The organism is Pseudomonas sp. FBCC-B545 (assembly GCF_059134095.1).
Genome location: NZ_CP101441.1, coordinates 3,598,877 through 3,621,384 on the forward strand (window position 1 = coordinate 3,598,877; position 22,508 = coordinate 3,621,384).

General features: G+C 59.6%; 20 protein-coding genes and 1 pseudogene. 13 read left to right on the top strand and 8 right to left on the bottom strand.

Going from position 1 to position 22,508, the window contains the following annotated elements; all coding sequences use genetic code 11:
• Positions 1–227 precede the first annotated feature (227 nt).
• Positions 228–911 carry a response regulator transcription factor gene (locus tag NMB39_RS16655; protein WP_005787712.1) on the top strand — a complete coding sequence of 228 codons (684 nt, stop codon included), beginning with the start codon at positions 228–230 and terminating at the stop codon, positions 909–911.
• Complete coding sequence (locus NMB39_RS16660) at positions 889–2,280, top strand: sensor histidine kinase (RefSeq protein ID WP_057022570.1); 1,392 nt, start codon at positions 889–891, stop codon at positions 2,278–2,280. Before NMB39_RS16655 ends, NMB39_RS16660 begins: the two co-directional genes overlap by 23 nt.
• Positions 2,281–2,353: 73 nt before the next feature.
• Here the strand turns inward: NMB39_RS16660 and NMB39_RS16665 are convergent, their stop codons facing one another.
• A complete protein-coding gene (locus tag NMB39_RS16665; RefSeq protein ID WP_494340414.1) occupies positions 2,354–3,955 on the bottom strand; it encodes a L,D-transpeptidase family protein in 1,602 nt (533 codons plus the stop codon).
• 40 nt (positions 3,956–3,995) lie between these two features.
• Here NMB39_RS16665 and NMB39_RS16670 point away from each other — a divergent pair, with 40 nt between their 5' ends.
• Both NMB39_RS16670 and NMB39_RS16675 read left to right on the top strand, forming a co-directional pair.
• A complete protein-coding gene (locus tag NMB39_RS16670) occupies positions 3,996–4,724 on the top strand; it encodes a murein L,D-transpeptidase catalytic domain family protein (protein ID WP_124400412.1) in 729 nt (242 codons plus the stop codon).
• 30 nt (positions 4,725–4,754) lie between these two features.
• Entirely contained in the window at positions 4,755–5,501 is a 747-nt protein-coding gene (locus NMB39_RS16675) for a creatininase family protein (protein ID WP_043050566.1), read from the top strand.
• Positions 5,502–5,638: 137 nt separating this feature from the next.
• On the opposite strand, the gene NMB39_RS16680 is transcribed toward NMB39_RS16675, so the two are convergent.
• Entirely contained in the window at positions 5,639–5,980 is a 342-nt protein-coding gene (locus NMB39_RS16680; RefSeq protein WP_043050565.1) for a hypothetical protein, read from the bottom strand.
• Between the two features lie 45 nt (positions 5,981–6,025).
• Positions 6,026–6,670 carry a hypothetical protein gene (locus tag NMB39_RS16685; protein WP_046072274.1) on the bottom strand — a complete coding sequence of 215 codons (645 nt, stop codon included), beginning with the start codon at positions 6,668–6,670 and terminating at the stop codon, positions 6,026–6,028.
• Between the two features lie 137 nt (positions 6,671–6,807).
• Here NMB39_RS16685 and NMB39_RS16690 point away from each other — a divergent pair, with 137 nt between their 5' ends.
• The gene (locus tag NMB39_RS16690; RefSeq protein ID WP_046072273.1) at positions 6,808–7,092 is read left to right on the top strand and encodes a hypothetical protein; all 285 of its coding nucleotides are present in this window, start codon (positions 6,808–6,810) and stop codon (positions 7,090–7,092) included.
• Here NMB39_RS16690 and yfcF read toward each other — a convergent pair.
• The 3 genes from yfcF to NMB39_RS16705 form a co-directional block, all read right to left on the bottom strand.
• Positions 7,051–7,677, bottom strand: a complete 627-nt coding sequence (gene yfcF / locus NMB39_RS16695; RefSeq protein ID WP_124412112.1) for a glutathione transferase — start codon at positions 7,675–7,677, stop codon at positions 7,051–7,053. The genes NMB39_RS16690 and yfcF overlap by 42 nt on opposite strands.
• Before the next feature lie 110 nt (positions 7,678–7,787).
• Positions 7,788–8,954 (bottom strand): MFS transporter, encoded by a 1,167-nt coding sequence (locus NMB39_RS16700; protein ID WP_494340413.1) that lies wholly within the window; start codon positions 8,952–8,954, stop codon positions 7,788–7,790.
• 195 nt (positions 8,955–9,149) lie between these two features.
• Complete coding sequence (locus tag NMB39_RS16705) at positions 9,150–9,704, bottom strand: DUF924 family protein (protein WP_494340412.1); 555 nt, start codon at positions 9,702–9,704, stop codon at positions 9,150–9,152.
• 56 nt (positions 9,705–9,760) lie between these two features.
• On the opposite strand from NMB39_RS16705, the gene NMB39_RS16710 reads away from it, so the two are divergent.
• Together NMB39_RS16710 and NMB39_RS16715 are read left to right on the top strand one after the other, a co-directional pair.
• Positions 9,761–10,915: an acetyltransferase domain-containing protein gene (locus tag NMB39_RS16710; protein ID WP_306957752.1), complete on the top strand. Its 1,155-nt coding sequence runs from the start codon at positions 9,761–9,763 to the stop codon at positions 10,913–10,915.
• A 482-nt stretch (positions 10,916–11,397) separates the two neighbouring features.
• A pseudogene (locus NMB39_RS16715) lies at positions 11,398–11,484 on the top strand (outer membrane lipoprotein carrier protein LolA); the annotation flags it as partial.
• Positions 11,485–11,955: 471 nt separating this feature from the next.
• Here NMB39_RS16715 and metE read toward each other — a convergent pair.
• A complete protein-coding gene (gene metE / locus NMB39_RS16720; RefSeq protein ID WP_494340411.1) occupies positions 11,956–14,244 on the bottom strand; it encodes a 5-methyltetrahydropteroyltriglutamate--homocysteine S-methyltransferase in 2,289 nt (762 codons plus the stop codon).
• A 286-nt stretch (positions 14,245–14,530) separates the two neighbouring features.
• Between metE and NMB39_RS16725 the strand changes: the two genes are divergently transcribed.
• Positions 14,531–15,628 carry a carboxynorspermidine decarboxylase gene (locus NMB39_RS16725; protein ID WP_043050558.1) on the top strand — a complete coding sequence of 366 codons (1,098 nt, stop codon included), beginning with the start codon at positions 14,531–14,533 and terminating at the stop codon, positions 15,626–15,628.
• Between the two features lie 28 nt (positions 15,629–15,656).
• Complete coding sequence (locus NMB39_RS16730) at positions 15,657–16,901, top strand: saccharopine dehydrogenase family protein (protein ID WP_057022581.1); 1,245 nt, start codon at positions 15,657–15,659, stop codon at positions 16,899–16,901.
• 882 nt (positions 16,902–17,783) lie between these two features.
• Here the strand turns inward: NMB39_RS16730 and NMB39_RS16735 are convergent.
• Positions 17,784–18,563: an IclR family transcriptional regulator gene (locus NMB39_RS16735; protein WP_198721079.1), complete on the bottom strand. Its 780-nt coding sequence runs from the start codon at positions 18,561–18,563 to the stop codon at positions 17,784–17,786.
• Between the two features lie 214 nt (positions 18,564–18,777).
• Between NMB39_RS16735 and NMB39_RS16740 the strand changes: the two genes are divergently transcribed.
• From NMB39_RS16740 to NMB39_RS16755, 4 genes are read left to right on the top strand one after another with little or no spacing between them, the layout of a single operon-like run.
• Positions 18,778–19,560, top strand: coding sequence for an ABC transporter substrate-binding protein (locus NMB39_RS16740; RefSeq protein ID WP_494340410.1), 783 nt, complete (start codon positions 18,778–18,780; stop codon positions 19,558–19,560).
• Positions 19,557–20,225: an amino acid ABC transporter permease gene (locus NMB39_RS16745; RefSeq protein WP_046072262.1), complete on the top strand. Its 669-nt coding sequence runs from the start codon at positions 19,557–19,559 to the stop codon at positions 20,223–20,225. Before NMB39_RS16740 ends, NMB39_RS16745 begins: the two co-directional genes overlap by 4 nt.
• Positions 20,222–20,974, top strand: coding sequence for an amino acid ABC transporter ATP-binding protein (locus NMB39_RS16750; protein ID WP_046072261.1), 753 nt, complete (start codon positions 20,222–20,224; stop codon positions 20,972–20,974). Before NMB39_RS16745 ends, NMB39_RS16750 begins: the two co-directional genes overlap by 4 nt.
• Positions 20,971–22,239: an NAD(P)/FAD-dependent oxidoreductase gene (locus tag NMB39_RS16755; protein ID WP_057022584.1), complete on the top strand. Its 1,269-nt coding sequence runs from the start codon at positions 20,971–20,973 to the stop codon at positions 22,237–22,239. Before NMB39_RS16750 ends, NMB39_RS16755 begins: the two co-directional genes overlap by 4 nt.
• The last annotated feature ends 269 nt before the right edge of the window (positions 22,240–22,508 follow it).

The following is a 22,508-nucleotide window of genomic DNA, read 5'->3' on the forward strand; positions in this document are numbered from 1 at the left end:
CCGGGCACATTTCCTTGTGGGAGGGGGCTTGCTCCCGATAGCGGTGTCTCAGTCGATGAAACCTTGGCTGACACACCGCTATCGGGAGCAAGCCCCCTCCCACATCGAATCCGTGCCAGTCATGAACAAATGGCATTTCTACTAGATGAAGTTTTATTTAGGAAACATTCAGCAACTTCTTGGCAAAATACCCGCACTTCTAGTGTGAACGCTCACCAGGTAATCCTATGACCCGCATTTTGACCATCGAGGATGATGCCGTAACGGCCCGCGAGATCGTCGCCGAGCTGAGTAGCCATGGACTGGATGTAGATTGGGTGGACAACGGCCGCGAAGGCCTGGTCCGTGCCGTCAGTGGTGATTACGACCTGATCACCCTCGACCGCATGTTGCCCGAACTGGATGGCCTGGCCATCGTCACCACCTTGCGCACCATCGGGGTGTCGACGCCGATCCTGATGATCAGCGCGCTCTCTGACGTCGACGAGCGCGTACGCGGCCTGCGTGCCGGGGGCGATGACTACCTGACCAAGCCGTTCGCCTCCGACGAAATGGCCGCCCGCGTCGAAGTGCTGCTGCGGCGCAAAAGCACGGTCAAGGAGTTCGAGACCGCCCTGCGCGTGGCCGACCTTGAACTGAACCTGATCAGCCGCGAAGCCAGCCGTGCCGAGCAACCGCTGACCCTGTTGCCTACCGAATACAAACTGCTGGAATTCCTGATGCGCAACACCGGGCAGATCCTCTCGCGGATGATGATCTTTGAAGAAGTCTGGGGTTATCACTTCGACCCGGGCACCAACCTGATCGATGTGCACATCGGTCGCCTGCGCAAGAAGATCGACCCACCGGGCCTTACGCCGTTGATCCGCACGGTACGAGGTTCCGGTTATGTCATTGCTGAACCCCTCTAAGGGCTGGCGTTCTTCCAGCAGTCGCTTGTTGGCGCTGTACAGTTCGTTGTTCGTGGCCTGGAGCTGCATCCTCATGGGGGTGCTGTACTACGAGGTATCAGGTTACCTGGGCGATTTGTCGCGCCACTCCCTGCTGCAGCGCCAGCATTTATTCCAGCGCTTCGACGGCGAAGAACTGGTGGAAGCCTTGACCACCAGCATGACCTTCGACATGAAGGGCGTGGACGCCTATGGTCTGTTCGATGAGCAATTTCGCCCCCTGAGCGGGCCGATCCGTACGGTGCCGGCCGACCTGCCTTTGGATGGCAAGATCCACGCGCTGGCCAATTGCGTCGAATCCGACGACCCGAAACTGCCCAAGGACAGCTGCGACGCCGTGGCTACCCGCACCGGCGACGGGCGCTGGCTGGTGCTGGTGCGCGCCAACGGTTCGCTGTTCGGCGTGACCCGGATCATCTGGCACGCCTTGCTGTGGGCCCTATCGTTGACCATCATCCCTGGCGCTGCCGGCTGGCACCTGCTGCGCCGTCGCCCGCTGCGGCGGATTCGCGGGATCCAGGCCAGCGCCGAAGCCATCGTCGCCGGTGACCTGACGCACCGCTTGCCGCTGTCCAACCGCCGTGACGAGTTGGACATGCTCGCCGCCATCGTCAACGCCATGCTCGACCGCATCGAGAAACTGATGAACGAGGTCAAGGGTGTGTGCGACGCCATCGCCCACGACCTGCGTACCCCGCTCACACGCCTGCGCGCACAGCTTTACCGCATCAAGCAGCAAGCCGAGGAAGACTCCGCCCACGCGGTAAAACTCGATGATGCGATAGCCGAAACCGACACATTGATGGCGCGCTTTCGCGGGCTGCTGCGCATTTCCGAACTGGAGGACCACCAGCGCCGCTCAGGTTTCCTGGTACTGGACCCGCTGCCGCTGCTGCGCGAATTGCACGACTTCTATCTGCCCCTGGCTGAAGAAGGCGAAATGGAACTGGTGCTGCAGGCGCCCGAATCACTGCCGTGGGTTACCGGCGACCGCGCGCTGTTGTTTGAAGCCTTGGCCAACCTGTTGAGCAACTCGATCAAGTTCACCCCGCCTGCCGGCAAAGTCATCCTGCGGGCGGTCAATGATATGGGCAGCACCCGTATCGAAGTGCTTGACTCAGGGCCGGGGATTCCGGCGGCCGAGCGCGCTTCGGTATTCCAGCGCTTTTATCGGGTGGATGAAAGCGATCAGCACGGCGGTTTTGGCTTGGGGTTGTCGATTGTGGCGGCGATCATCAACTTGCACGGCTTCAAGCTCGACGTCGGCACCAGCGAACTGGGCGGCGCCCGGTTGGTACTGGAGTGTCGCCAGCAGTTGATACCTGACTAGATCGTCGGGGCACAGAGAACCAAATGTGGGAGGGGGCAAGCCCCCTACCACAGGGGGACCGAGGCATTGAGCGCTACAACACACTCCCCATGGCCTTGATCAACACCGGATCAAATGCATAGATATCCGGCGCGTAGACCAGGCTTCCCTCGCGATCCACCTCCACGGTCCAATACCCCAACAACACCGGCACTGGCGTGGCCAGCCTGAATTCATGGGTCACACCAGTGGCCAGCAATTCATCAGTGCGGGTGCGTTCGGCCGGGGTCACCAGCAGGTCACGTAACAGCAGCGGCTGCTCGACACGCACGCAGCCGGAACTGAACGCCCGCGGCCCCTTGGTGAACAGCGGTTGGCTGGGGGTGTCGTGCAGGTACACGGAATACGGGTTGGGGAAACGCATCACGATCTTGCCCAGCGGGTTACGCGGGCCGGCCTGCTGACGCAGCAGGATGTTGCCTGGGCGCGCCCAGTCAACTTGCTCGGGCGCCAGCGGGTGGCCTTCAGCGTCGAGCACTTGCAGGTTTTGCTGGCGCAGGTATTCAGGGTTGAGGCGGATGGCCGGGAGCTTGTCCTCGCGCATGATGGTCGGCGGGATGGTCCAGGTGGGGTTGAGGGTCAACCGTGTGATGCGCGACTTGAGCAACGGCGTCTGGCGTTCGGCGCGCCCGACCTGCAGGCGGGTTTGCCACACCGGGATGCCGCTCTGGTACACGCTCAGTTGCGCGGCCGCCACATTGACCACGACGCCTTCGGGCTCAAGGTCCTGGGCCAGCCAGCGGAAACGTTCCAGGTTGATGCGCAGTTGTTCGCGGCGCACCGCCGGGCTGATATTGAGCTCGGCCACGGTGCCCGCACCGATCACGCCGTCGGCTTGCAAGGAGTGGCTGAGCTGGAACGCCTTCACCGCCTTGACCAACTCACCCTGGTATTGCTTGCCATTGCCGCCGGGCAACTTGGCCAGGTAACCGCCACTGTGCAGGCGCCGCGCCAGTTCCGGCACGCGCGGATCTTCCATGCCGGGGCGTAATAACGGGCCACTGCCCACCGCGTCCCAGTGCGGTAAAGGCTGTTGGCGCACGTTGGAATAGGCATTGCGCAGGCTGCGATACAAATCCGCACTGGGGCGCGCCTGGTCGAACGCCTTGACCATGTCCTGCAAGCCGGTAGCGGCAAATGCCAATACTGCAGTGTTCGGGTCTGTTGTGGGCGGTTGAGAATGCCACAGCGGTTCATAGCGCGATTGCAGCAGGCGCCCGTAATGCAAATCGTGCAGGGCCTGCAGGTACTGCTGGCTGGTCGCGATATCGCTGCACAGCACGTTAGTCGTGGCATCCACCGGGGGCAAGCTATAGTGGGTGGGGGCCAGGCCGTCGTCGGCGAGCATCAGCAGCTGGGTTTGCAAGGCTTTGCGGGGCTCGTCGGCCGACCACAGCGACGCATTGCCCTGCTGCTGGTAAAAGGCTTGCAGGCGCACTAACGCGGTGGCGTCGATCCGCGGGGCCAACTGGGGGCAGACGCTGGGCAATTGCGCCAAAGCCTGTTGCACGGGCGCCAGGTCGACCGGCGCCGGCATGGTCACCGGCAACGGCTCCAGCGGCGGTGCATCGGCCATGGCGACCAATGGTGCAACGAGCAGGCAAATGCTCAAGTAACATGCGTGTTTTTTGAACAATTGACTGAGCTCCACTCCACAGCTTGGGGATCGACTGTAGATGCTGACTTTTATGCGCCGCCTCGGAATAACCACCGTGGGCTTGATGACCGGGAGCCTGGCTTTACTGAGCAATGTTGCGCTCGCCGCCAATGGCCCCCCTCCTACCTTGTATAGCAGCCTGGCGCGCTCGGCTCCAGAACTCAATCCCGCCGTGCTGAAAAGCGCCTTGAGCGCGGTGCAGTGCGCGGTCAATAATGGCGAGGAACGTTCCGATCGCCTAGCGGTTATTGACTACTCCCAGCCCTCGACCGCTCGTCGGCTGTGGATCTTCGATTTGCGCAAACAGACCCTGGTGCTGCGTGACCTGGTGGCCCATGGAGCCAAGTCCGGGGAAAACTTCGCCACCCAGTTCTCCAACCTCGAGGGCAGCCACCAGTCCAGCCTCGGCTTGTTCCGCACCCAGGAAAGCTACCTCGGCACCCACGGCTACTCGCTGCGCATGGATGGCCTGGAACCCGGCTTCAATGACCTGGCGCGCGACCGTGCCATCGTGATCCATGCCGCCGACTACGTCAGCCCCTTGTGGAGCAAGCGCGAAGGCCGCATCGGCCGCAGCCAGGGCTGCCCGGCGGTGCGCCCACAGGTGGCGCGCCAGGTAGTGGACAAGCTCAAGGGTGGGCAGTTCATGTTCTCCTGGTACCCGGACCAGCGCTGGTTGAAGTCCTCGACCTACCTCAATTGCAAACCCCAACAGGTGGCGAGTAGTCGTACAATCCGTGGCGGATAGCCTGTCCCCACAGATAAAAGAGAGCGTCGCATGCTTCTACACACCTCCACCTGGATCGAAATCGGGCAGTTTCTGGAACGCAGTCGCACGGTGGTGATTCCCATCGGCTCCAACGAACAACATGGCCCTACCGGCCTGCTGGGCACTGACTGGATGTGCCCGGAGATCATCGCCCATGAGGCGCAAAAAAATGCCGACATCCTCATCGGCCCGACCTTCAATATCGGCATGGCCCAACATCACCTGGGCTTCCCCGGCACCATCTCCCTGCGCCCTTCCACCTTTATCGCCGCGATTGGCGACTGGGTGCGCTCGCTGGCCGGGCATGGTTTCGAAAAGATCCTGTTTTTGAACGGCCACGGCGGCAATATCGCCACAATCGAAGCAGCGTTCTCCGAGCTGTACGCCGAAGCCAGCTTCGCCCGCCGCCCGGCCGGCTTCGCGCTGAAGCTGGTCAATTGGTGGGACCTGGAAGGCGTAACGGACCTGGCCCACCGCCAATTCCCGGTCGGCCACGGCAGCCACGCTACGCCGTCGGAGATCGCAGTGACGCAGTGGGCATACCCGCAGTCGATCAAGTCGGCCGAGTACTCGCCGCAAATTGCCAACACCGGCCCGATCCGCGAAGCCCTGGACTTCCGCGCACGCTTCCCCGATGGGCGCATGGGCTCGGACCCGGCGCTGGCGACGGTGGAGAAAGGCGGTGAGCTGGTGGCGTTGGCGGCGCAGGGGCTGATCAAGACGGTCGATAGTTTCAGCAACGAAGCCAAACCTTGAGCCCAATGATGGTCCAAATGTGGGAGGGGGCTTGCTCCCGATAGCAGTGTGTCAGTCAGCTCATCTGTAGCTGACCCACCGCCATCGGGAGCAAGCCCCCTCCCACATTTTGAAATGCATTGCCTTTCAGAACGGGCTTACTTACAGTCCTGGGCCGCCTGCTCAAGCCGCGACGGTTTGATCGCCGAGGCCAGCGGTTTGCGCTCATACAGGAACACCTTGGTGCCGTCCTGGGACTTGTAGGCCTCCAGCACATCATCGGCAGCAATCTTGCTGGTCAACAACACCTTGGCGTGGCGCGAGTTCTGCGTCACGGTCGAGGTGATGCCGTGTTTTTCCAGCTTGGGCAATACGCACTGCACATAGCCTTCAGGGGTCTTGGCGGTTTGCAGGGTCAGTGAGGGAGCATTCGGGGCAGTGATACATCCGGTCAGCGACAGAGCAGCGAAGGCCAGGGCCGGGGCAAAAAAAGAGCGCATACAGATTCCTGAAAATAACCAATAGGGTTTACATCCATTCGCGGGTCAACCTGCGCGAACCAGGGCCTTGAGCGACACATCGAACTGCTTCAGGGCGTCTTGCTGGACATCGCGTTGTTGCTCGATCAGCGCGGCAATTTCAGGCGCCGCCTTGTCGTGCACCCACACCGACGGTACTTGCTTGCCCACCGAGCCCTCAGCCTTGGCGATGTACTGCAGGTTCGCGTCATAGAAGCGTGCGGCAAAGCGCGCCTCGACCCGGTCGTTACGCTGGGTCAGCAATTGGTTATGGGCATCGAGCACCACCACCACGTCCGGATGTGCCCGCACCAGGGCATCCAGGCTGCTGTAGACCGTCACCGAGACAAAAGTGCCCTGTAGCGAATTCATCAACCAGTCGATGGCCAGTTCCGGATCGGAGCTGTTGACGAACGCCTCGCGAATCCGCCCATCCAACGCGTCCTTGGCGCCGTTCAGGGCCATGGCGTGGTAGCGCTCAAGGTAATTGAGGTTCTCGCGAGTGTTTTCGCTGAACAACACTCCCACTGACTGGGCGCGCTGCAGGGAGTCTACGCTAGCGGCAAGTGGCAGCAAATGGCCTGTACGCAGTTCATCGGCAATCGCCGGGGTGGTCATGGCCGCCGTGCCCAGCATCAGGGCCATTAGTGCAAACTGGATAATTGTCCTCATCGCGCATTTCCTTGAGCCGCGTTTCGATGTGCAGATTCTGCGCGATTGGCGAAAAAACAGAACTTGTGATCCTTGATGGTGACTATCATTTGAACCGATAGTGTCAGGCAGCCGATAAAATCTATAAGGACCCCGCCATGAAGCCCTACCAGAAAACCTTCGACCGCATCCGCGAAGCCGTACTACCGGAGTTTCGCGAGCGGGTCGCCGATTACCTGGTCGATTATGAAAACGTATTGCTGGACCCAAGCGCCGATGCTGAACAACGCTCGGCTAGCGCCCAACAACTACGCGGCTACCTGCGGGGCTTGAACACCACACGGGTGCTGGGCATGGCCCACTGGGAGGAGCTCGACCGGCGTGTCGAGGAAGAGTGGCAGCTAGAGCACCGGCCGTTGCAGGTTGACCCACTCCTGCACTGACGGCCGTTGCCACTGGCGCTGCGCGTACACCACCAGCTCGGTCGGTACAGCGTCGCCGTTGAGGACCAGGCGATTAAGCATCACCGCCAGGTCCACATCGGCAATCGACCATTCGCCAAACAAATACTTAGGGTTGCCTGCCAGAAGTGCCTGAGCAGCAGTGATCAACTTGCCCGCAGCGGCCTCAGCCACCGGCGATAAAGGCGGCATCTTCTGCCCGTAGAACACCACCAGCGTCGAACGTTCCTGGCGAATCGGCAGCAAATCGCTGCGCAGCCACGCCTGAACCTGCCGCGCCCTCGCTCGCTGCTGCAGATCAGTTGGGTAAACACAGATCTGAGGGTACGCCTGGTCCAGGTACTCAGTGATTGCCGAAGATTCCGACAGCGTGAAATTACCGTGTTCCAGAGTGGGTACCCGTTGGGTCAGGGAGCGTTGGGCGTAATCTGCCGACTGGTTTTGTCCAGCATCCAGATCCAGAGGAACCGTCTCGAACGCCAAGCCTTTTTCCCGCAGCGCGACGAACACCGACATGGCGTAGGGGCTGGTGAACAGCGAATCAACGTAGAGGCGCAGTTGGCTCATGGGCTATCTCCGGTGGATGAGCCTCTAAGCTACGAGATTCGGGTCGATAAGGACAATGCCGGGTTTTTATGGGGGCATTCCTGGTGGGAATACAAAAGCCGCCCCGATGCCTAGCTGCTACTGTTATTTGACAGTAAAACTGTCACCAGCGCTCCCAAGGCGCCTAAACCAAGGGTTAGTAATGCCACGCCATGCATTCCAACGGCGATGAGCAGTGATGCTAATGCTCCGAATAACAGAGCAACTAGCTGTTGCAAGAAACTAAACAGCATCATTGCCTCAATACCTGGGTATTTTTTTACCGCCATGGACGCGACACAGGGGTAGATCATTGCCTGGGCATACCAGACTGCTAGATATGCCAAGAACACAAAGTGGCGATCCAAGTGCTTTAAGGTTGTTAACAAAAATATCGACACCGCAAAAAGCAGCACACCGCCGGCCATAATTGAAAGTGCAGATATGCTAACCGACCTCAATGCATACCTTACAGACAGCGCCCCGCCGAAATAGGCAAGCCCCAGCCATACCCCAAACATCCCGTATTGCGCGCTATCCCACTCCAATAGCGCGTCAAAAACGTAGACACCTACACCTTGGTACACAACAAACACCCCATAACCACACCCGCCTAGTATGACCGGCAAATAAAAGCTGGGATGACTGACCATAGCTGCATACCTTGGACGTCCGACTCGCTGCTGACTGTCGATATCCAGAGCAGACAGAATCTCTCTTACAGGCAGTACCAAGATAGCGCAGATGATTGAGCCGCACGCCATGACCACTGCCACCACTTCCCAGCGAAAAAAAGAAACTAAAAACCCGCTTGCGACTTGTCCCGCCACCAACGCAAAAACAAATGAATAGGATAAAAGGGATAAATTCCTCGCCAAGTGAGCTCCCGAGAAAACCTCCGATAACAATGCGCGTCCCAGCAACGCCGCCCCGCCGCCACCCAAGCCTTGCAGCAGCCTGGAAAGATAAAAGCTTTTATCGTCATTAGCCCACACGGATAAAAAACTTCCACTAAAGAAAATGCAGCAAAACATCCACAGAACTGCTGAACGACCAAATAACCTAATAAGATGAACGGCGAAAATCAATGGAACTGCGGCACCGCTTAAATACATCAGTAAGGCGTTGTAGCCTTCAGCCGCACTCATACCGAGGGCATCGACGATATAAGGCGTGGCCGGAAGATAAAGTGTCACGCCTAGCTGGGCCATTACGGTGGTGCTGCAAGCTAAAATCAGTATCCGCACATTTGGCTGCAAGTCATGCGTCCCAGGTCAGTTATCCTGATAATGATGTTTGAGCACGCAAGAAACCTTTACAAGCACGCGAAGTATGGGATTTAACCTAAAATTTTGTAGGCGAATTCTTCAAGTGATTCAGGTCTCCTCCAAGCTAACCGACGCACCGCGCTGTTGGATCAGCTAAAGGCGCTGAGCACGCCCCCCTCCTACGCCCTACCCCGCAAACCCACCCTCACCCAAAAAAAACTGTTCCGCTGGTGTCGTAGCCCTGCCCAACACCGCATTACGATGAGGAAACCGCCCGAACCGCTCTATGATAACGGCGTGCTCCTTGGCCCAGTGGTAGGTATTGGCATCCAACTGCTGGTTAAGCGTCAGCGAGCGCTGCTGGTCCTGCGGATCCTCCGAGTGTTCAAACGGCAAATAACAGAACGCACGCAACTGGGATTCGATCTGTTGATCCAGCCCGGCGTCCACCATCTGATGTGCATACAGGCGTGCCAGCGGGTCGGTGGCGAACATATGCGCGGTGCCGCGAAAGGCGTTACGCGGGTATTGGTCCAGCAGGATCAATAACGCGAGCGCACCGTCGGCGCAGGTCAGCCAATCTTCCAGTTCGCGCCGTGCGGCCTGCATATGGGTGGTACAGAAGGTGTCGCGAAAGGTTGTGTCGAAGCCATCGTCCTTGGCGAACCAACGCTTGGGCCCCGCCTGTTTCCAGAATTCGATCACGGCCTCGGCTGATTGCGTCTTTATGCTGATCATCATGCGCCTCAAATGTTATAGGATAACGTCAATTATTTGCCCGCTTGTGATTCCCACTTATGACTGACGCTACTACCTTACGCCAACGCCTGCAGTCCATCGACGCCCTGCGCGGCCTAGTGATCCTGTTCATGCTACTGGACCATGTGCGCGAAACCTTCCTGTTGCATCGCCAGGTCAGCGACCCGATGAGCATCGACAGCACCGAGCCTGCGCTGTTTGTCAGCCGCACCCTGGCCCATCTATGCGCGCCGGTGTTTGTGCTGCTCACCGGCTTGTCGGCTTGGCTGTATGGCCAGAAATACCAGGGCCGGCGCGACGTGTCGGCGTTTCTGTTCAAGCGCGGGCTGTTTTTGGTGGTGCTGGAGTTCACCCTGGTCAACTTCGCCTGGACCTTCCAGTTGCCGCCCACGGTGATCTACATGCAGGTGATCTGGGCAATCGGCGTGAGCATGATCGCACTCGCCGCCCTGGTGTGGTTGCCGCGTGCGTTGCTGATCAGCTTGGCCCTGGTGATCATTGCCGGGCATAACTTGCTCGATGCAGTGCACTTGGCCCCGGGATCGACGTCGCAGGCGCTGTGGTCGATCCTGCATGAACGCAGTTGGATCCAGGTGTCTGAAAACCTGCGGCTGCGTGTGACCTACCCGGTGTTGCCGTGGATCGGCGTGATTGCCCTGGGCTACGGCGTCGGCCCCTGGTTTGCCAATGTCACACCGCCGGCCAGGCGCCAGCGTTATTTGCTGACGGCGGGAATCGGCGCGCTGGTGGGGTTTGTGCTGTTGCGAATGCTCAACGGGTACGGCGACAAGCCTTGGCAGGCGTATGACAGCGGCGTGCAGACACTGATGAGCTTCTTCAACATTACCAAGTACCCGCCTTCGCTGTTGTTCCTGGCGTTGACGCTGGGCATTGGCTTGTTGGTACTGCTGGCGTTCGAACGTGTCGGGCATAAACGCTGGATCGGTGTACTGGCCGTGTTTGGCGCCGCGCCGATGTTCTTCTACCTGTTGCACCTGTATGTGCTGAAAATACTGTATGTGGCCTGTGCTGCGTTGCTTGGGCTCAACCACGGCAATTATTTCGGCTTCGACAGCATCGGCGCGGTGTGGCTGGCCGCGCTGTTGCTGCCGCTGGCGTTGTACCCGCCCGTGCGCTGGTTTGCCGCGCTCAAAGCGCGTCGGCGCGACATCGCCTGGCTCAAATATCTCTGACTATCGCTACTCCAAATGTGGGAGGGGGCTTGCCCCCGATAGCGGTGGGTCAGCCAATGGATTTGGTACTGAAACTCCGCCATCGGGGGCAAGCCCCCTCTTATCAAACATCAAATAAGCTACTGATTTTACAGAGTTAAAATTTAGTCTCTAAACAAGATATTTTGGAGGCGGCCCAGTTTGCTGCGCGACAGCGTCACGTCGGCGATGTGACCGAGTGGTTGGTTGTTGGACCGGGTACATATCCGTTATTTAGGTAACGGCGGCTATTGGTTCCGCTCTTACAGCGGGTCACTTTTGAAAAGAGCCCAAAAGTAACCAAAAGGCTCTTGCCCCACCACTCGGCAACTCGCCTAGGCTCGGTGTGCCCGTAATCCGACATGGATTTGGGGGGCCGCCTAAGATCAAGATCAAAAACAAAAGCGAGGCGGCCTTAGAGCCGACCTGATCGTTGAGGCGGGCGCGTTCCCCTGTGTGCGGGCTTGCTCGCGAAGGTCGTTAACGATGACGCGGGAACTCAGGATGAGCGCGGCGCACTCAGGTTTTTCGCGAGCAAGCTCGCTCCTACAGAAAAGCAGAAGCGCCGCCAGCGTATCTACGATGCGAAGCGAGTGTCTCTTGATCTTGCTTTTGATCTCAGGCGCCCCGTTAAACCACGCTGGCCGAACGCAGGCTTGGATCCGTGGGTAACCCGGCAGGACGCCGGGTTAGCCGCACTGGGCCATGGATGGCCCATTGCGGCGGCCCACGGATTCAAGCCTGCGTTCGGGCATGCCGAGCCTAGGCGAGGCACCGAGTGGTGGGGCGAGGACCTTTTGGTTACTTTTGGGTCCTTCCAAAAGTGACCCGCTGTAAGAGCGGAACCCTAAGTGGCCGTTACCGCAGCAACGGATATGTACTCGGTCAAAAACCCAACATCCTGGTCGGCTGTTAGCCCCCCTCCCACCGCTATGGCAAGCAACCCCTCTTACCAAACAGTTTGCTGCGCGACAGCGTCACATCGAAAATGTGGTGGGGACTCCCACATTTTTTAGACTGTGTCAGGCCAATTCGGCGCGCAGTTGGCGGGCGGCGGTGACCATGTGAATGAGCGCCGCCTCCGTCTCCGGCCAACCCCGCGTCTTCAACCCGCAATCGGGGTTGACCCACAGGCGCTCTGCCGGAATCCGCTTGGCGGCCTTGCGCAATAAATTGGCCATCTCCGACGCATCCGGCACCCGTGGCGAGTGGATGTCATACACCCCCGGGCCGATTTCATTCGGGTAAGCGAAGGCTTCGAATGCGTCGAGCAGCTCCATGTCCGAACGCGAGGTTTCGATGGTAATCACGTCGGCGTCCATTGCCGCGATGGACTCGATTACATCATTGAACTCGCTGTAGCACATGTGGGTGTGGATTTGGGTTTCGTCTCGCACACCACAGGCGCACAGGCGGAACACCTCGGTGGCCCAGTCAAGGTAGTGCTGCCACTGCGCCTGGCGCAACGGCAAGCCTTCACGGAACGCGGCTTCGTCGATCTGCACGATCTTGATCCCGGCCGCTTCCAGGTCCAGCACTTCGTCACGAATCGCCAGGGCCAGTTGCCGGGCCTGCACTTCGCGGCTCACGTCTTCCCTTGGGAACGACCACATCAGCATCGTCACCGGGCCAGTCAGCATGCCCTTCATCACTTTGTCGGTCAGGCCCTGGGCGTAGCGGAGCCACTCCACGGTCATGGCTTTCGGGCGGCTCAGATCACCCACAATCACCGCCGGTTTCACACAGCGCGAACCATAGCTCTGCACCCAGCCGAAACGGCTGAACGCGTAGCCATCCAGTTGTTCGGCGAAGTACTCGACCATGTCGTTACGCTCGGCTTCACCGTGCACCAGCACATCCAGCCCGAGGTTTTCCTGGACCTCGACGGCGTGCTTGATCTCACTGTGCATGGCCTCGACGTATTCGGCTTCGCTCAACTTGCCGGCCTTATAAGACTGGCGTGCCAGGCGGATCGACGCAGTTTGCGGGAACGAACCGATGGTGGTGGTCGGGAATAGCGGCAGGTCCAGGCCGGCCCGCTGTTTCGCAATGCGTTGGGCAAACGGCGACTGACGCTGGCTGTCTTGGGCGGTGATGGCGGCGACACGGGCTTGAACGGCAGGCTTATGGATCCGTGGCGAAGCAGCGCGGGCAACCTGTACGGCTCGGCTTTCGGCCAGGGCGACAAGTACGTTGGGGGCTTCGGGCTGGTCAACAGCCTGGGCCAGCACCGCCACTTCTTCGCACTTCTGAACAGCAAAGGCCAGCCAGCTTTTCAGCTCGGCATCCAGCTGGTCTTCACGGCCAAGGTCCACAGGGCTGTGCAGCAGCGAACAGGACGGCGCAATCCACAGGCGGTCGCCCAATTTTTCGTGGGCATGCTGCAAGGTGGCCAGGGCTTTTTCCAGGTCGCAGCGCCAAACGTTGCGGCCATTGACCACGCCCAGGGACAACACTTTATAAGCCGGTAGGCGGTCGAGGATGGTCGGGTACTGGTCCGGCGCTCGCACCAGGTCGATGTGCAGGCCATCCACTGGCAGGTTGGCGGCCAAACCGAGGTTCTCTTCCAGGCCACCGAAGTAGGTCGCCACCAGTTTTTTCAGCGGATCACGCTGGATCAGGTTGTAGGCACGCTCAAACGCGTTCTTCCACTCCTGGGGCAAATCGAGCACCAGGATCGGCTCGTCGATCTGCACCCACTCCACGCCCAGGTCCGCCAGGCGCTGGAAGATCTGGCCGTACAGCGGCAGCAGGCGCTCGAGCAGGTCAAGCTTGTCGAAATCGCCACCCTTGGTCTTGCCCAGCCACAGGTAGGTCAGCGGACCGATCACGACTGGCTTGACGGTGTGGCCGAGGTCACGGGCTTGCTTGACCTCTTCGAACAGCTGGTCCCACCCCAGGTGGAACTGCTGGTCGACGCTGAACTCCGGCACAAGGTAGTGATAGTTGGTGTCGAACCACTTGGTCATCTCCTGGGCGTGGGCACCGCCGCCGCAGTTGTCACTGCCCCCACGGGCCATGGCGAACAGGGTATGCAACGTGGCCTGGCCATCGGCCGGGCGGAAGCGCTCGGGAATCACGCCGAACATCAGCGAGTGGGTGAGTACATGGTCGTACCAGGCGAAATCACCGGCGGGCAGCAGTTCGATGCCGGCCTGTTTTTGCAGTTCCCAATGGGTCCTGCGCAAGTCACGGCCCACGGCACGCAGGCCGGCCTCGTCGAGCTCGCCTTTCCAGAACGCTTCCTGCGCTTTTTTCAGTTCACGGTCGCGTCCAATGCGCGGAAATCCGAGGGAATGAGCGACTGCCATGACCTAAAGCTCCAATGTCGTTATTGATGGCAGCCATTGTCGGCAGCGGGTGATAATGAGACAAACTCATTATTCTATAGATCATCACAAGATCTGCTCATGTTCATGCTTCGATACGCGAACGTTAACTTGATGGGTAGTACCGCCCTCCTCCCAACGAACGGTCACACTCAGGCCCTATGCTTGAACACGGCGCGCAAAATCCGCCCGCTAACCTTTCGATCTGTTCCAAGTGCGGGCACAATGCGTGTCCTTTTTTGGCAGGCACCGCCGCAGGCTCTCAAAAATGATCAAAACGCCGTATTACCTCATCGATAAACAGAAGCTTCTGGTCAACATGCAGAAGATTGCCTACGTGCGCGAGCAGTCCGGCGCCAAGGCTCTGCTGGCGCTCAAGTGCTTTGCCACCTGGTCGGTGTTCGACCTGATGCAGCAATACATGGACGGCACCACCTCGTCGTCGCTGTATGAGTTGAAGCTCGGCCGCCAGAAGTTCGAAGGTGAAGCGCACGCCTACAGCGTGGCCTGGGCCGACGATGAAATCGAAGAGATGCTGGAGAACTGCGACAAGATCATCTTCAACTCCATCAGCCAGCTGCAGCGGTTTGCCGAGCGTTCCGAGGGCAAAACCCGTGGCCTGCGTGTGAACCCGCAGGTGAGCAGCTCCGACTACCTGCTGGCCGACCCGGCGCGCCCGTTCAGCCGCCTGGGCGAATGGGACCCGGTGAAGATCGACGGCGTGATCGAGCAGATCTCTGGCTTCATGTTCCACAACAACTGCGAGAACGGCGACTTCAGCCTGTTCGACAAAATGCTTGGCACCATCGAGGAACGTTTCGGTGAGCTGCTGCACAAGGTCAAGTGGGTCAGCCTCGGCGGCGGCATCCACTTTACCGGTGAAGGCTACGCGCTGGACGCGTTCTGCGCGCGCTTGAAGGCGTTCTCCGAGAAGTACGGCGTGCAGGTGTACCTGGAACCGGGGGAAGCTGCGATCACCAACAGCGCCTCCCTGGAAGTCACCGTGCTCGACACACTCTACAACGGCAAGCACCTGGCCGTGGTCGACAGCTCCATCGAAGCCCACCTGTTGGATCTGCTGATCTATCGCCTCAATGCCAAGCTGGCGCCAAGCGAGGGTGAACACACCTACATGGTGTGCGGCAAATCCTGCCTGGCCGGGGACATCTTCGGCGAGTATCAATTCGATCGTCCGCTGGCCATCGGCGATCGGCTGTCGTTCATCGACACCGCGGGCTACACCATGGTCAAGAAAAATTGGTTCAACGGCCTGAAAATGCCGTCCATCGTAGTGAAACAACTCGACGGTACAGTCGAGGTGGTTCGTGAATTTGGTTACGACGACTACCTGTCCAGCCTTTCCTAAGCTGGCGGATATAGGAGAAATAAAGCAATTGAAAAAGAACGTTCTTATCATTGGTGCAGGAGGTGTCGCCAAGGTGGTGGCCCACAAGTGCGCGCAGCACAACGACGAACTCGGTCGTATTGCTATCGCGTCGCGCAACATCTCCAAATGCCAGGCCATCATCGACAGCGTCAAGGCCAAGGGTAGCCTCAAGGTACCCGCCGATATCCAAGCCTTTGCGCTGAACGCCCTGGACGTGGAAGCGACCAAGGCCTTGATCCGCGAAACTGAGTCACAGATCGTCATCAACGTCGGTTCCGCGTTCCTCAACATGTCGGTACTGCGCGCCTGCATCGATACCGGCGTGGCCTATCTCGACACCGCCATCCACGAAGAGCCGGGCAAGGTCTGCGAGACCCCGCCGTGGTACGGCAACTATGAATGGAATCACCTGGAAGAATGCAAACAGAAGAACATCACCGCCATCCTTGGCGTGGGCTTCGACCCAGGTGTCGTCAACGCGTACGCCGCGCTGGCGCAGCAACAGCATTTCGACCGCATTGATTCGATCGACATTCTCGACGTCAATGCCGGCTCCCATGGCAAATACTTCGCCACCAATTTCGATCCGGAAATCAACTTCCGCGAATTTACCGGGCAGGTGTGGAGCTGGCAGAACAGCCAGTGGACCAGCAACACCATGTTCGAAGTCAAACGCACCGACGACCTGCCGGTAGTTGGCTCGCAGAACCTCTACCTCACCGGCCACGATGAAGTGCACTCGCTGTCGAAAAACCTCGACGTGCCCAACGTGCGTTTCTGGATGAGCTTCGGCGAACACTACATCAACGTGTTCACCGTACTGAAAAACCTCGGCCTGCTCTCCGAGAAGCCAGTCAAGACCGCCGAAGGCCTGGAAGTGGTGCCGTTGAAAGTGGTCAAGGCCGTGCTGCCTGACCCGTCTTCGCTCGCCCCGGGCTACACCGGCAAGACCTGCATCGGCGACCTGGTCAAAGGCACCAAGGATGGCCAGCCGCGTGAAATGTTCATCTACAACGTGGCTGATCACGAAGAGGCGTATGCCGAGACCGACAGCCAGGGCATCTCCTACACCGCAGGCGTTCCACCGGTCGCTGCTGCGCTGCTGGTTGCGCGTGGCGAGTGGGATGTGAAGCACATGGCCAACGTTGAGGAACTGCCGGCTGAGCCGTTCCTAAAGGCGCTGGATGTGATGGGCTTGCCGACCCGGATCAAGGACGAGAACGGTGATCGCGCTTGGGATGCGATTGCCTGATAGGCGATAGCTGACCACACAAAAAAATGCGCCCAACCGGGCGCATTTTTTGTTTGGGTATCCTAGATATCCCCAGAACGCTGGAGAGTCAAATGTGGGAGGGGGCTTGCTCCCGATGGCTGTGTGTCAGCCAGCCTATTCTTTACTGACCCACCGCTATCGGGAGCAAGCCCCCTCCCACATTTTGATCTGCTTTGCCTGTTATTCCAGGTTTCGCGCCGAGTTGCTCAGCGCTCTTGAGCGCTTCAAAGAGCTTGTGCCAACTCCCACTATATTTTTGCTTGGGTGGTACACAGATCCTTAGACCACCGAAGATCCAATGTGGGAGGGGGCTCGCCCCCGATGGCTGTGTGTCAGCCAGCCTATTCGTTACTGACCCACCGCTATCGGGAGCAAGCCCCCTCCCACATTTTGATCTGCATTGCCTGTTATTCCAGGTTACGCGCCGAGTTGCTCAGCGCTCTTGAGCGCTTCAAAGAGCTTGTGCCAACTCCCACTATATTTTTGCTTGGGTGGTACACAGATCCTTAGACCATCGAAGATCCAATGTGGGAGGGGGCTTGCTCCCGATGGCTGTGTGTCAGCCAGCCTATTCTTTACTGACCCACCGCTATCGGGAGCAAGCCCCCTCCCACATTTTGATCTGCTTTGCCTGTTATTCCAGGTTTCGCGCCGAGTTGCTCAGCGCTCTTGAGCGCTTCAAAGAGCTTGTGCCAACTCCCACTATATTTTTGCTTGGGTGGTACACAGATCCTTAGACCACCGAAGATCCAATGTGGGAGGGGGCTCGCCCCCGATGGCTGTGTGTCAGCCAGCCTATTCGTTACTGACCCACCGCCATCGGGAGCAAGCCCCCTCCCACATTTTGATCTGCTTTGCCTGTTATTCCAGGTTTCGCGCCGAGTTGCTCAGCGCTCTTGAGCATTGCAACAACGCCGGCGCAAGCTGTTTTTCAGCCGCCGCCTGGCTCCAGCGACTGGTCGGCGCCACCACATGCACCGCCGCTACCGGTCGACCGTTGGCGCCCAGCACGGGGGCGCCGATGGTCATGTCGCCCAGGAACAGTTCCTGGCCATTTACCGCATACCCCTGCTCGCGCACTTGCTGCAGCGACTCCAGAATTCGGTCGACGTCTGTCACGGTATGGCTGGTGTGGGCTACTCGCTGACTGTTCTGAATCAGTGCCAGCGCTTCATCCTGCGGCAAGGCGCTCAAATACGCCCGCCCCGACGCGGTGCAGTACATCGGCACCCGCGAGCCGATCGGCATGTGCACCGGCACAAACCCGGCGCTGACAAACCGCGCAATGTAAGTCATGTCATGGCCCGCCGGCTCGGTCAGGCACGACGTCTCACCGGTCAACCGCGTCAACTCGGACAAGAACGGGTTGGCCACTTCAATCAGCGAATGCGCATCCAGGTAACTGAACCCCAGCTCCAGCACCCGAGGTGTGAGTTGGTAATGCCGTGTGCGCGAGTGTTTCCGAAGGTAACCCAGGCTTTCGAGGGTAAACACCATGCGCTGGGCCGAGCTTTTGGTCATGCCAGCAGCCTCGGCCACCTCTGCAAGGCTCATGCTGCGGCGCTGGGCGCTGAATGCCTTGAGCACCGACAGGCCTTTTTCCAGGGATTGGTTGTGCAAACTGTTGCGGTCTTCGGGCATGGCGAACTCGCGGGCTGGTCAATCAGGCGTGGCGATATTTTTACCTTAAAAGCTATAAAATGACCACAAAATATCGCATAGCGATACGATAAGTTCATTTCTACAACTTTATTAGGTCGTTTACGATTTTTCCGATTCAAAATGGCATAGAGCTTGCGGTTTTATCAGCAGTCGCTTGCGCAACTGACTTCTGTTTTCCTTATGGAGTAACCCGATGAACAGTCTTCCGCCCTTGTTTCGCCGCCTCGCCTTAGGTGTGTGTGCCGCGCTTTGTATCAGCGTTGCGCACGCCGAGAGTGCGTCCTCGTACAAAGTCGGGGCAACGGCCAGTGGTTCGCCGTTTACCTTCCTCGATATCAAGAGCAATAGCATTCAGGGTGTGATGGTCGACGTGGCCGAAGCCGTGGGCAAGGCCGGTGGGTTCAGCAGCCAGATCGAGCAGACCAACTTTGCCGCGCTGATCCCGTCGCTGACTTCCGGCAAGCTGGACTTTATTTCCGCCGGCATGCTCAAGACCGAAGAACGCACCAAGGTGGTCGACTTCAGCGCACCGGTGTATGCCTATGGTGAGGGCCTTATCGTCAGCGCCGACGACAATGGCGCTTATCCCGACCTCACCCCGCTGAGAGACCAGGTGGTCGGCGTGCAAGCCGGGACGATCTTCTACGACCAATTGAAAAAACTGGGCATTTTCAAGGAAATCCGCACCTACGACTCCATCGGCGAGATGGTCCGCGACCTGTCCCTGGGCCGCATCAAAGCCGCCGTTGGCGACCAACCGGTGGTGGCCTACCAGATCCGCCAGAAGCTGTTCAAAGGCGTGAAACTGGCGCCTGACTACCAGCCCACCAATGTCGGCGAAGTGTGCCTGGTGGTGCGCAAGGGCGATGTCGCAACCCTGGAGCGCCTGAACAAAGCCATCGCCAGCATCAAGGCCGATGGCACCCTGGACAGTATTCTCAAGAAATGGGGGCTGGATACCCAGGCGCGCCCATGAACCTGGCTGAGTTCCTGCAAAACGCCCAGGACTTCCTGCCGATCCTGCTGCAAGGCGCCTGGGTGACGATCCAGATCACGGTGTTGTCGTTCCTGCTCAGCAGCGCCATCGGCCTGGTGCTGGCGTTGCTCAAGCTGTCGCCGATCCGTGCGCTGTCGTGGACGGCCAGTACCATCATCAATGTGATCCGTGGCCTGCCGATCATCGTGCAGCTGTTCTACATCTATTTCGTGCTGCCGGACATGGGCATCCACCTCACCGCGTTCTACGCCGGGGTGATCGGCATGGGCATCGCCTACTCGGCGTACCAGGCCGAGAACTTCCGCACCGGCATCATTGCCGTCGAACAGGGCCAGCGTGAAGCCGCCGAGGCCCTGGGCATGCGCCCGATGCTGATGATGCGCCGGGTGATCCTGCCCCAGGCATTTCGCATCGCCCTGCCGCCCTACGGCAACACTTTAGTGATGATGCTCAAGGACTCGTCCCTGGTGTCCACCATCACCGTGGCGGAGATGACCCGCCAGGGCCAGCTGATCGCCTCGTCGACCTTTCAGAACATGACCGTCTACACCCTGGTCGCCCTGCTCTACCTGCTGATGAGCTTGCCGCTGGTATATGGCCTGCGCCGCATGGAGCAGTACCTGGGCCGGAGGAAAAAAGCATGATCGAGATTCGTCAGCTGCAAAAACACTACGGCGACCACCGCGTGCTGCACGGCGTCGACCTCGACGTGGCCAAGGGCGAAGTGGTGTGCCTGGTCGGCCCCTCGGGCTCGGGCAAATCAACCCTGCTGCGCTGCATCAATGCGCTGGAAGCCTACGACGGTGGCCATATCAAGGTGTTCGGTGAAACTGTGCAGCGCGCCAGCAAGACCGTGCACACTCTGCGCAGCCGCATGGGCATGGTGTTCCAGCGCTTCAATCTGTTCCCCCACCGCACCGTGCTGGAAAACGTGATGGAAGGCCCGGTGTACGTCAAAGGTGAGCCGCCGCGGCAAGTGCGCGAGGAAGCCCTGGTGCTGCTGGAGAAAGTCGGCCTGAGCGCCAAGGCCGACGCCTACCCGGAACAACTCTCCGGCGGCCAACAGCAGCGCGTGGCCATCGCCCGCGCCCTGGCGATGAAACCCGAGGCCATGTTGTTCGACGAACCCACCTCGGCCCTCGACCCGGAGCTGGTCGGCGATGTGCTGGCGGTGATGCGCACGCTCGCCGATGAAGGCATGACCATGATCGTGGTCACCCACGAAATGGGCTTCGCCCGTGAAGTAGCCGACCGTGTGTGCTTCCTGCATGGCGGCTACATCGTCGAAAGCGGCCCCGCCGAGCAGGTGCTGGGCAACCCACAGCATGCGCGCACCCAGGACTTCCTGCGGCGCGTGCTGCACCCCACCGGCAACACGCGGAGCCTGTCATGAAGTCGTTGTGGTCGGCGACTGCACCGTCAGTAGTGCCCACGCCCGCGTTGAACGAGTCAGTGAAGGTCGATGTGGCGATTGTCGGCGCTGGCTATACCGGCTTGTCGACAGCGCTGCACCTGGCCGAGCGTGGCGTGGGCGTGTGCGTGCTGGAAGCCCATGAGCCAGGTTGGGGCGCATCGGGGCGTAACGGTGGGCAGGTCAACCCCACGCTCAAATATGACCCGGAGCAACTGGTAAGGATGTACGGGCCGGAGCGCGCCGAGACGCTGATCTCCACGGTGTCGGGCTCGGCAGACCTGGTATTCAAGCTGATCGAGCGACATGGCATCGATTGCGCCCCAGTGCGTAAGGGCTGGATGCAGGTGTCTTACAACGAAAGAGGCGTGACCAGGCTGCATGCGCGTGCGGACCAATGGGGTCGGCGCGGCGTGCCGGTGCAACATCTGGATGCCCGTGCAGTGGCGGCGCGCATGGGCAGCTCGGCGTTTGCCGGCGGCTGGCTGGATGGGCGTGCCGGCGCGATCCAACCCTTGGCATACGCCCGTGGCTTGGTCGCAGCGGCATTGGCGGCCGGTGCGCGGGTGCATGGCCACAGCGCGGTGACAGGGTTGCAGCGCCAGGGTTCGGCTTGGCAGTTGCAAACAGCGGGTGGCGCGCAGGTCACGGCCGATCAAGTGGTGCTGGCGACCAATGGCTACAGCAGTAACCTGTGGCCCGGCATGGCTCAGAGTGTGCTGGCGGCCAACAGTTTTATCGTCGCCACCAAGCCATTGAGGGGTCACGCGGCCGAAAGCATCTTGCCCGGCCAGGAAACCGTGTCTACCGCACAGAGGTTGCTGCTGTATTTTCGTAAAGATGCCTATGGGCGTCTGCTGATGGGGGGCCGTGGTTTGTTCAACGATCCCACCGGGCCAGAAGACTTTGCCCACCTGGAACGCTCACTGGCACTGCTGTTTCCGCAGTTGGGACCGCTGCAATTCGACTACCGCTGGGCCGGGCGTATCGCGATCACGCGGGACTTCATGCCCCATGTCCACGAACCGGCGCCGGGGCTGACCTTGGCACTGGGCTGCAATGGGCGTGGGATCGCGCTGTGTACCAGCCTGGGCCAGCAACTGGCCGGGCGGCTGTGCGACAGCCATGCAGAGTTTGCCTACCCGGTGACGCCGTTGCAGCGGTTGCCGTTGCATGGGTTGCAGCGGTTTTATATTGGAGCTGGGGTGGCTTGGTACAGCTTGTTGGATCGGTTGAATGTGAGCTGACCCCGACTCGACCGAACAACACAAAACCCGTGCGGAATGGGCTTCGTGCCACTGTGGGACCGAGCAACCGCTCAGACTTTTCCCACAGTTGTTTCAGGTTGTAGATCGGAACTTCACTGACTAACCTCTGGGCCGTCGCTGCCAATTCAGCGGCCGGATTTGACCGTCCGACCTTGTTAACGAACTGCTACGCCCTGCACCTCTTCAGGCGTTTTTTTTGTGCCTGAGGTATCGTGTCGCGGCAGTTGTGCGCGGGATACCTTCGGGTA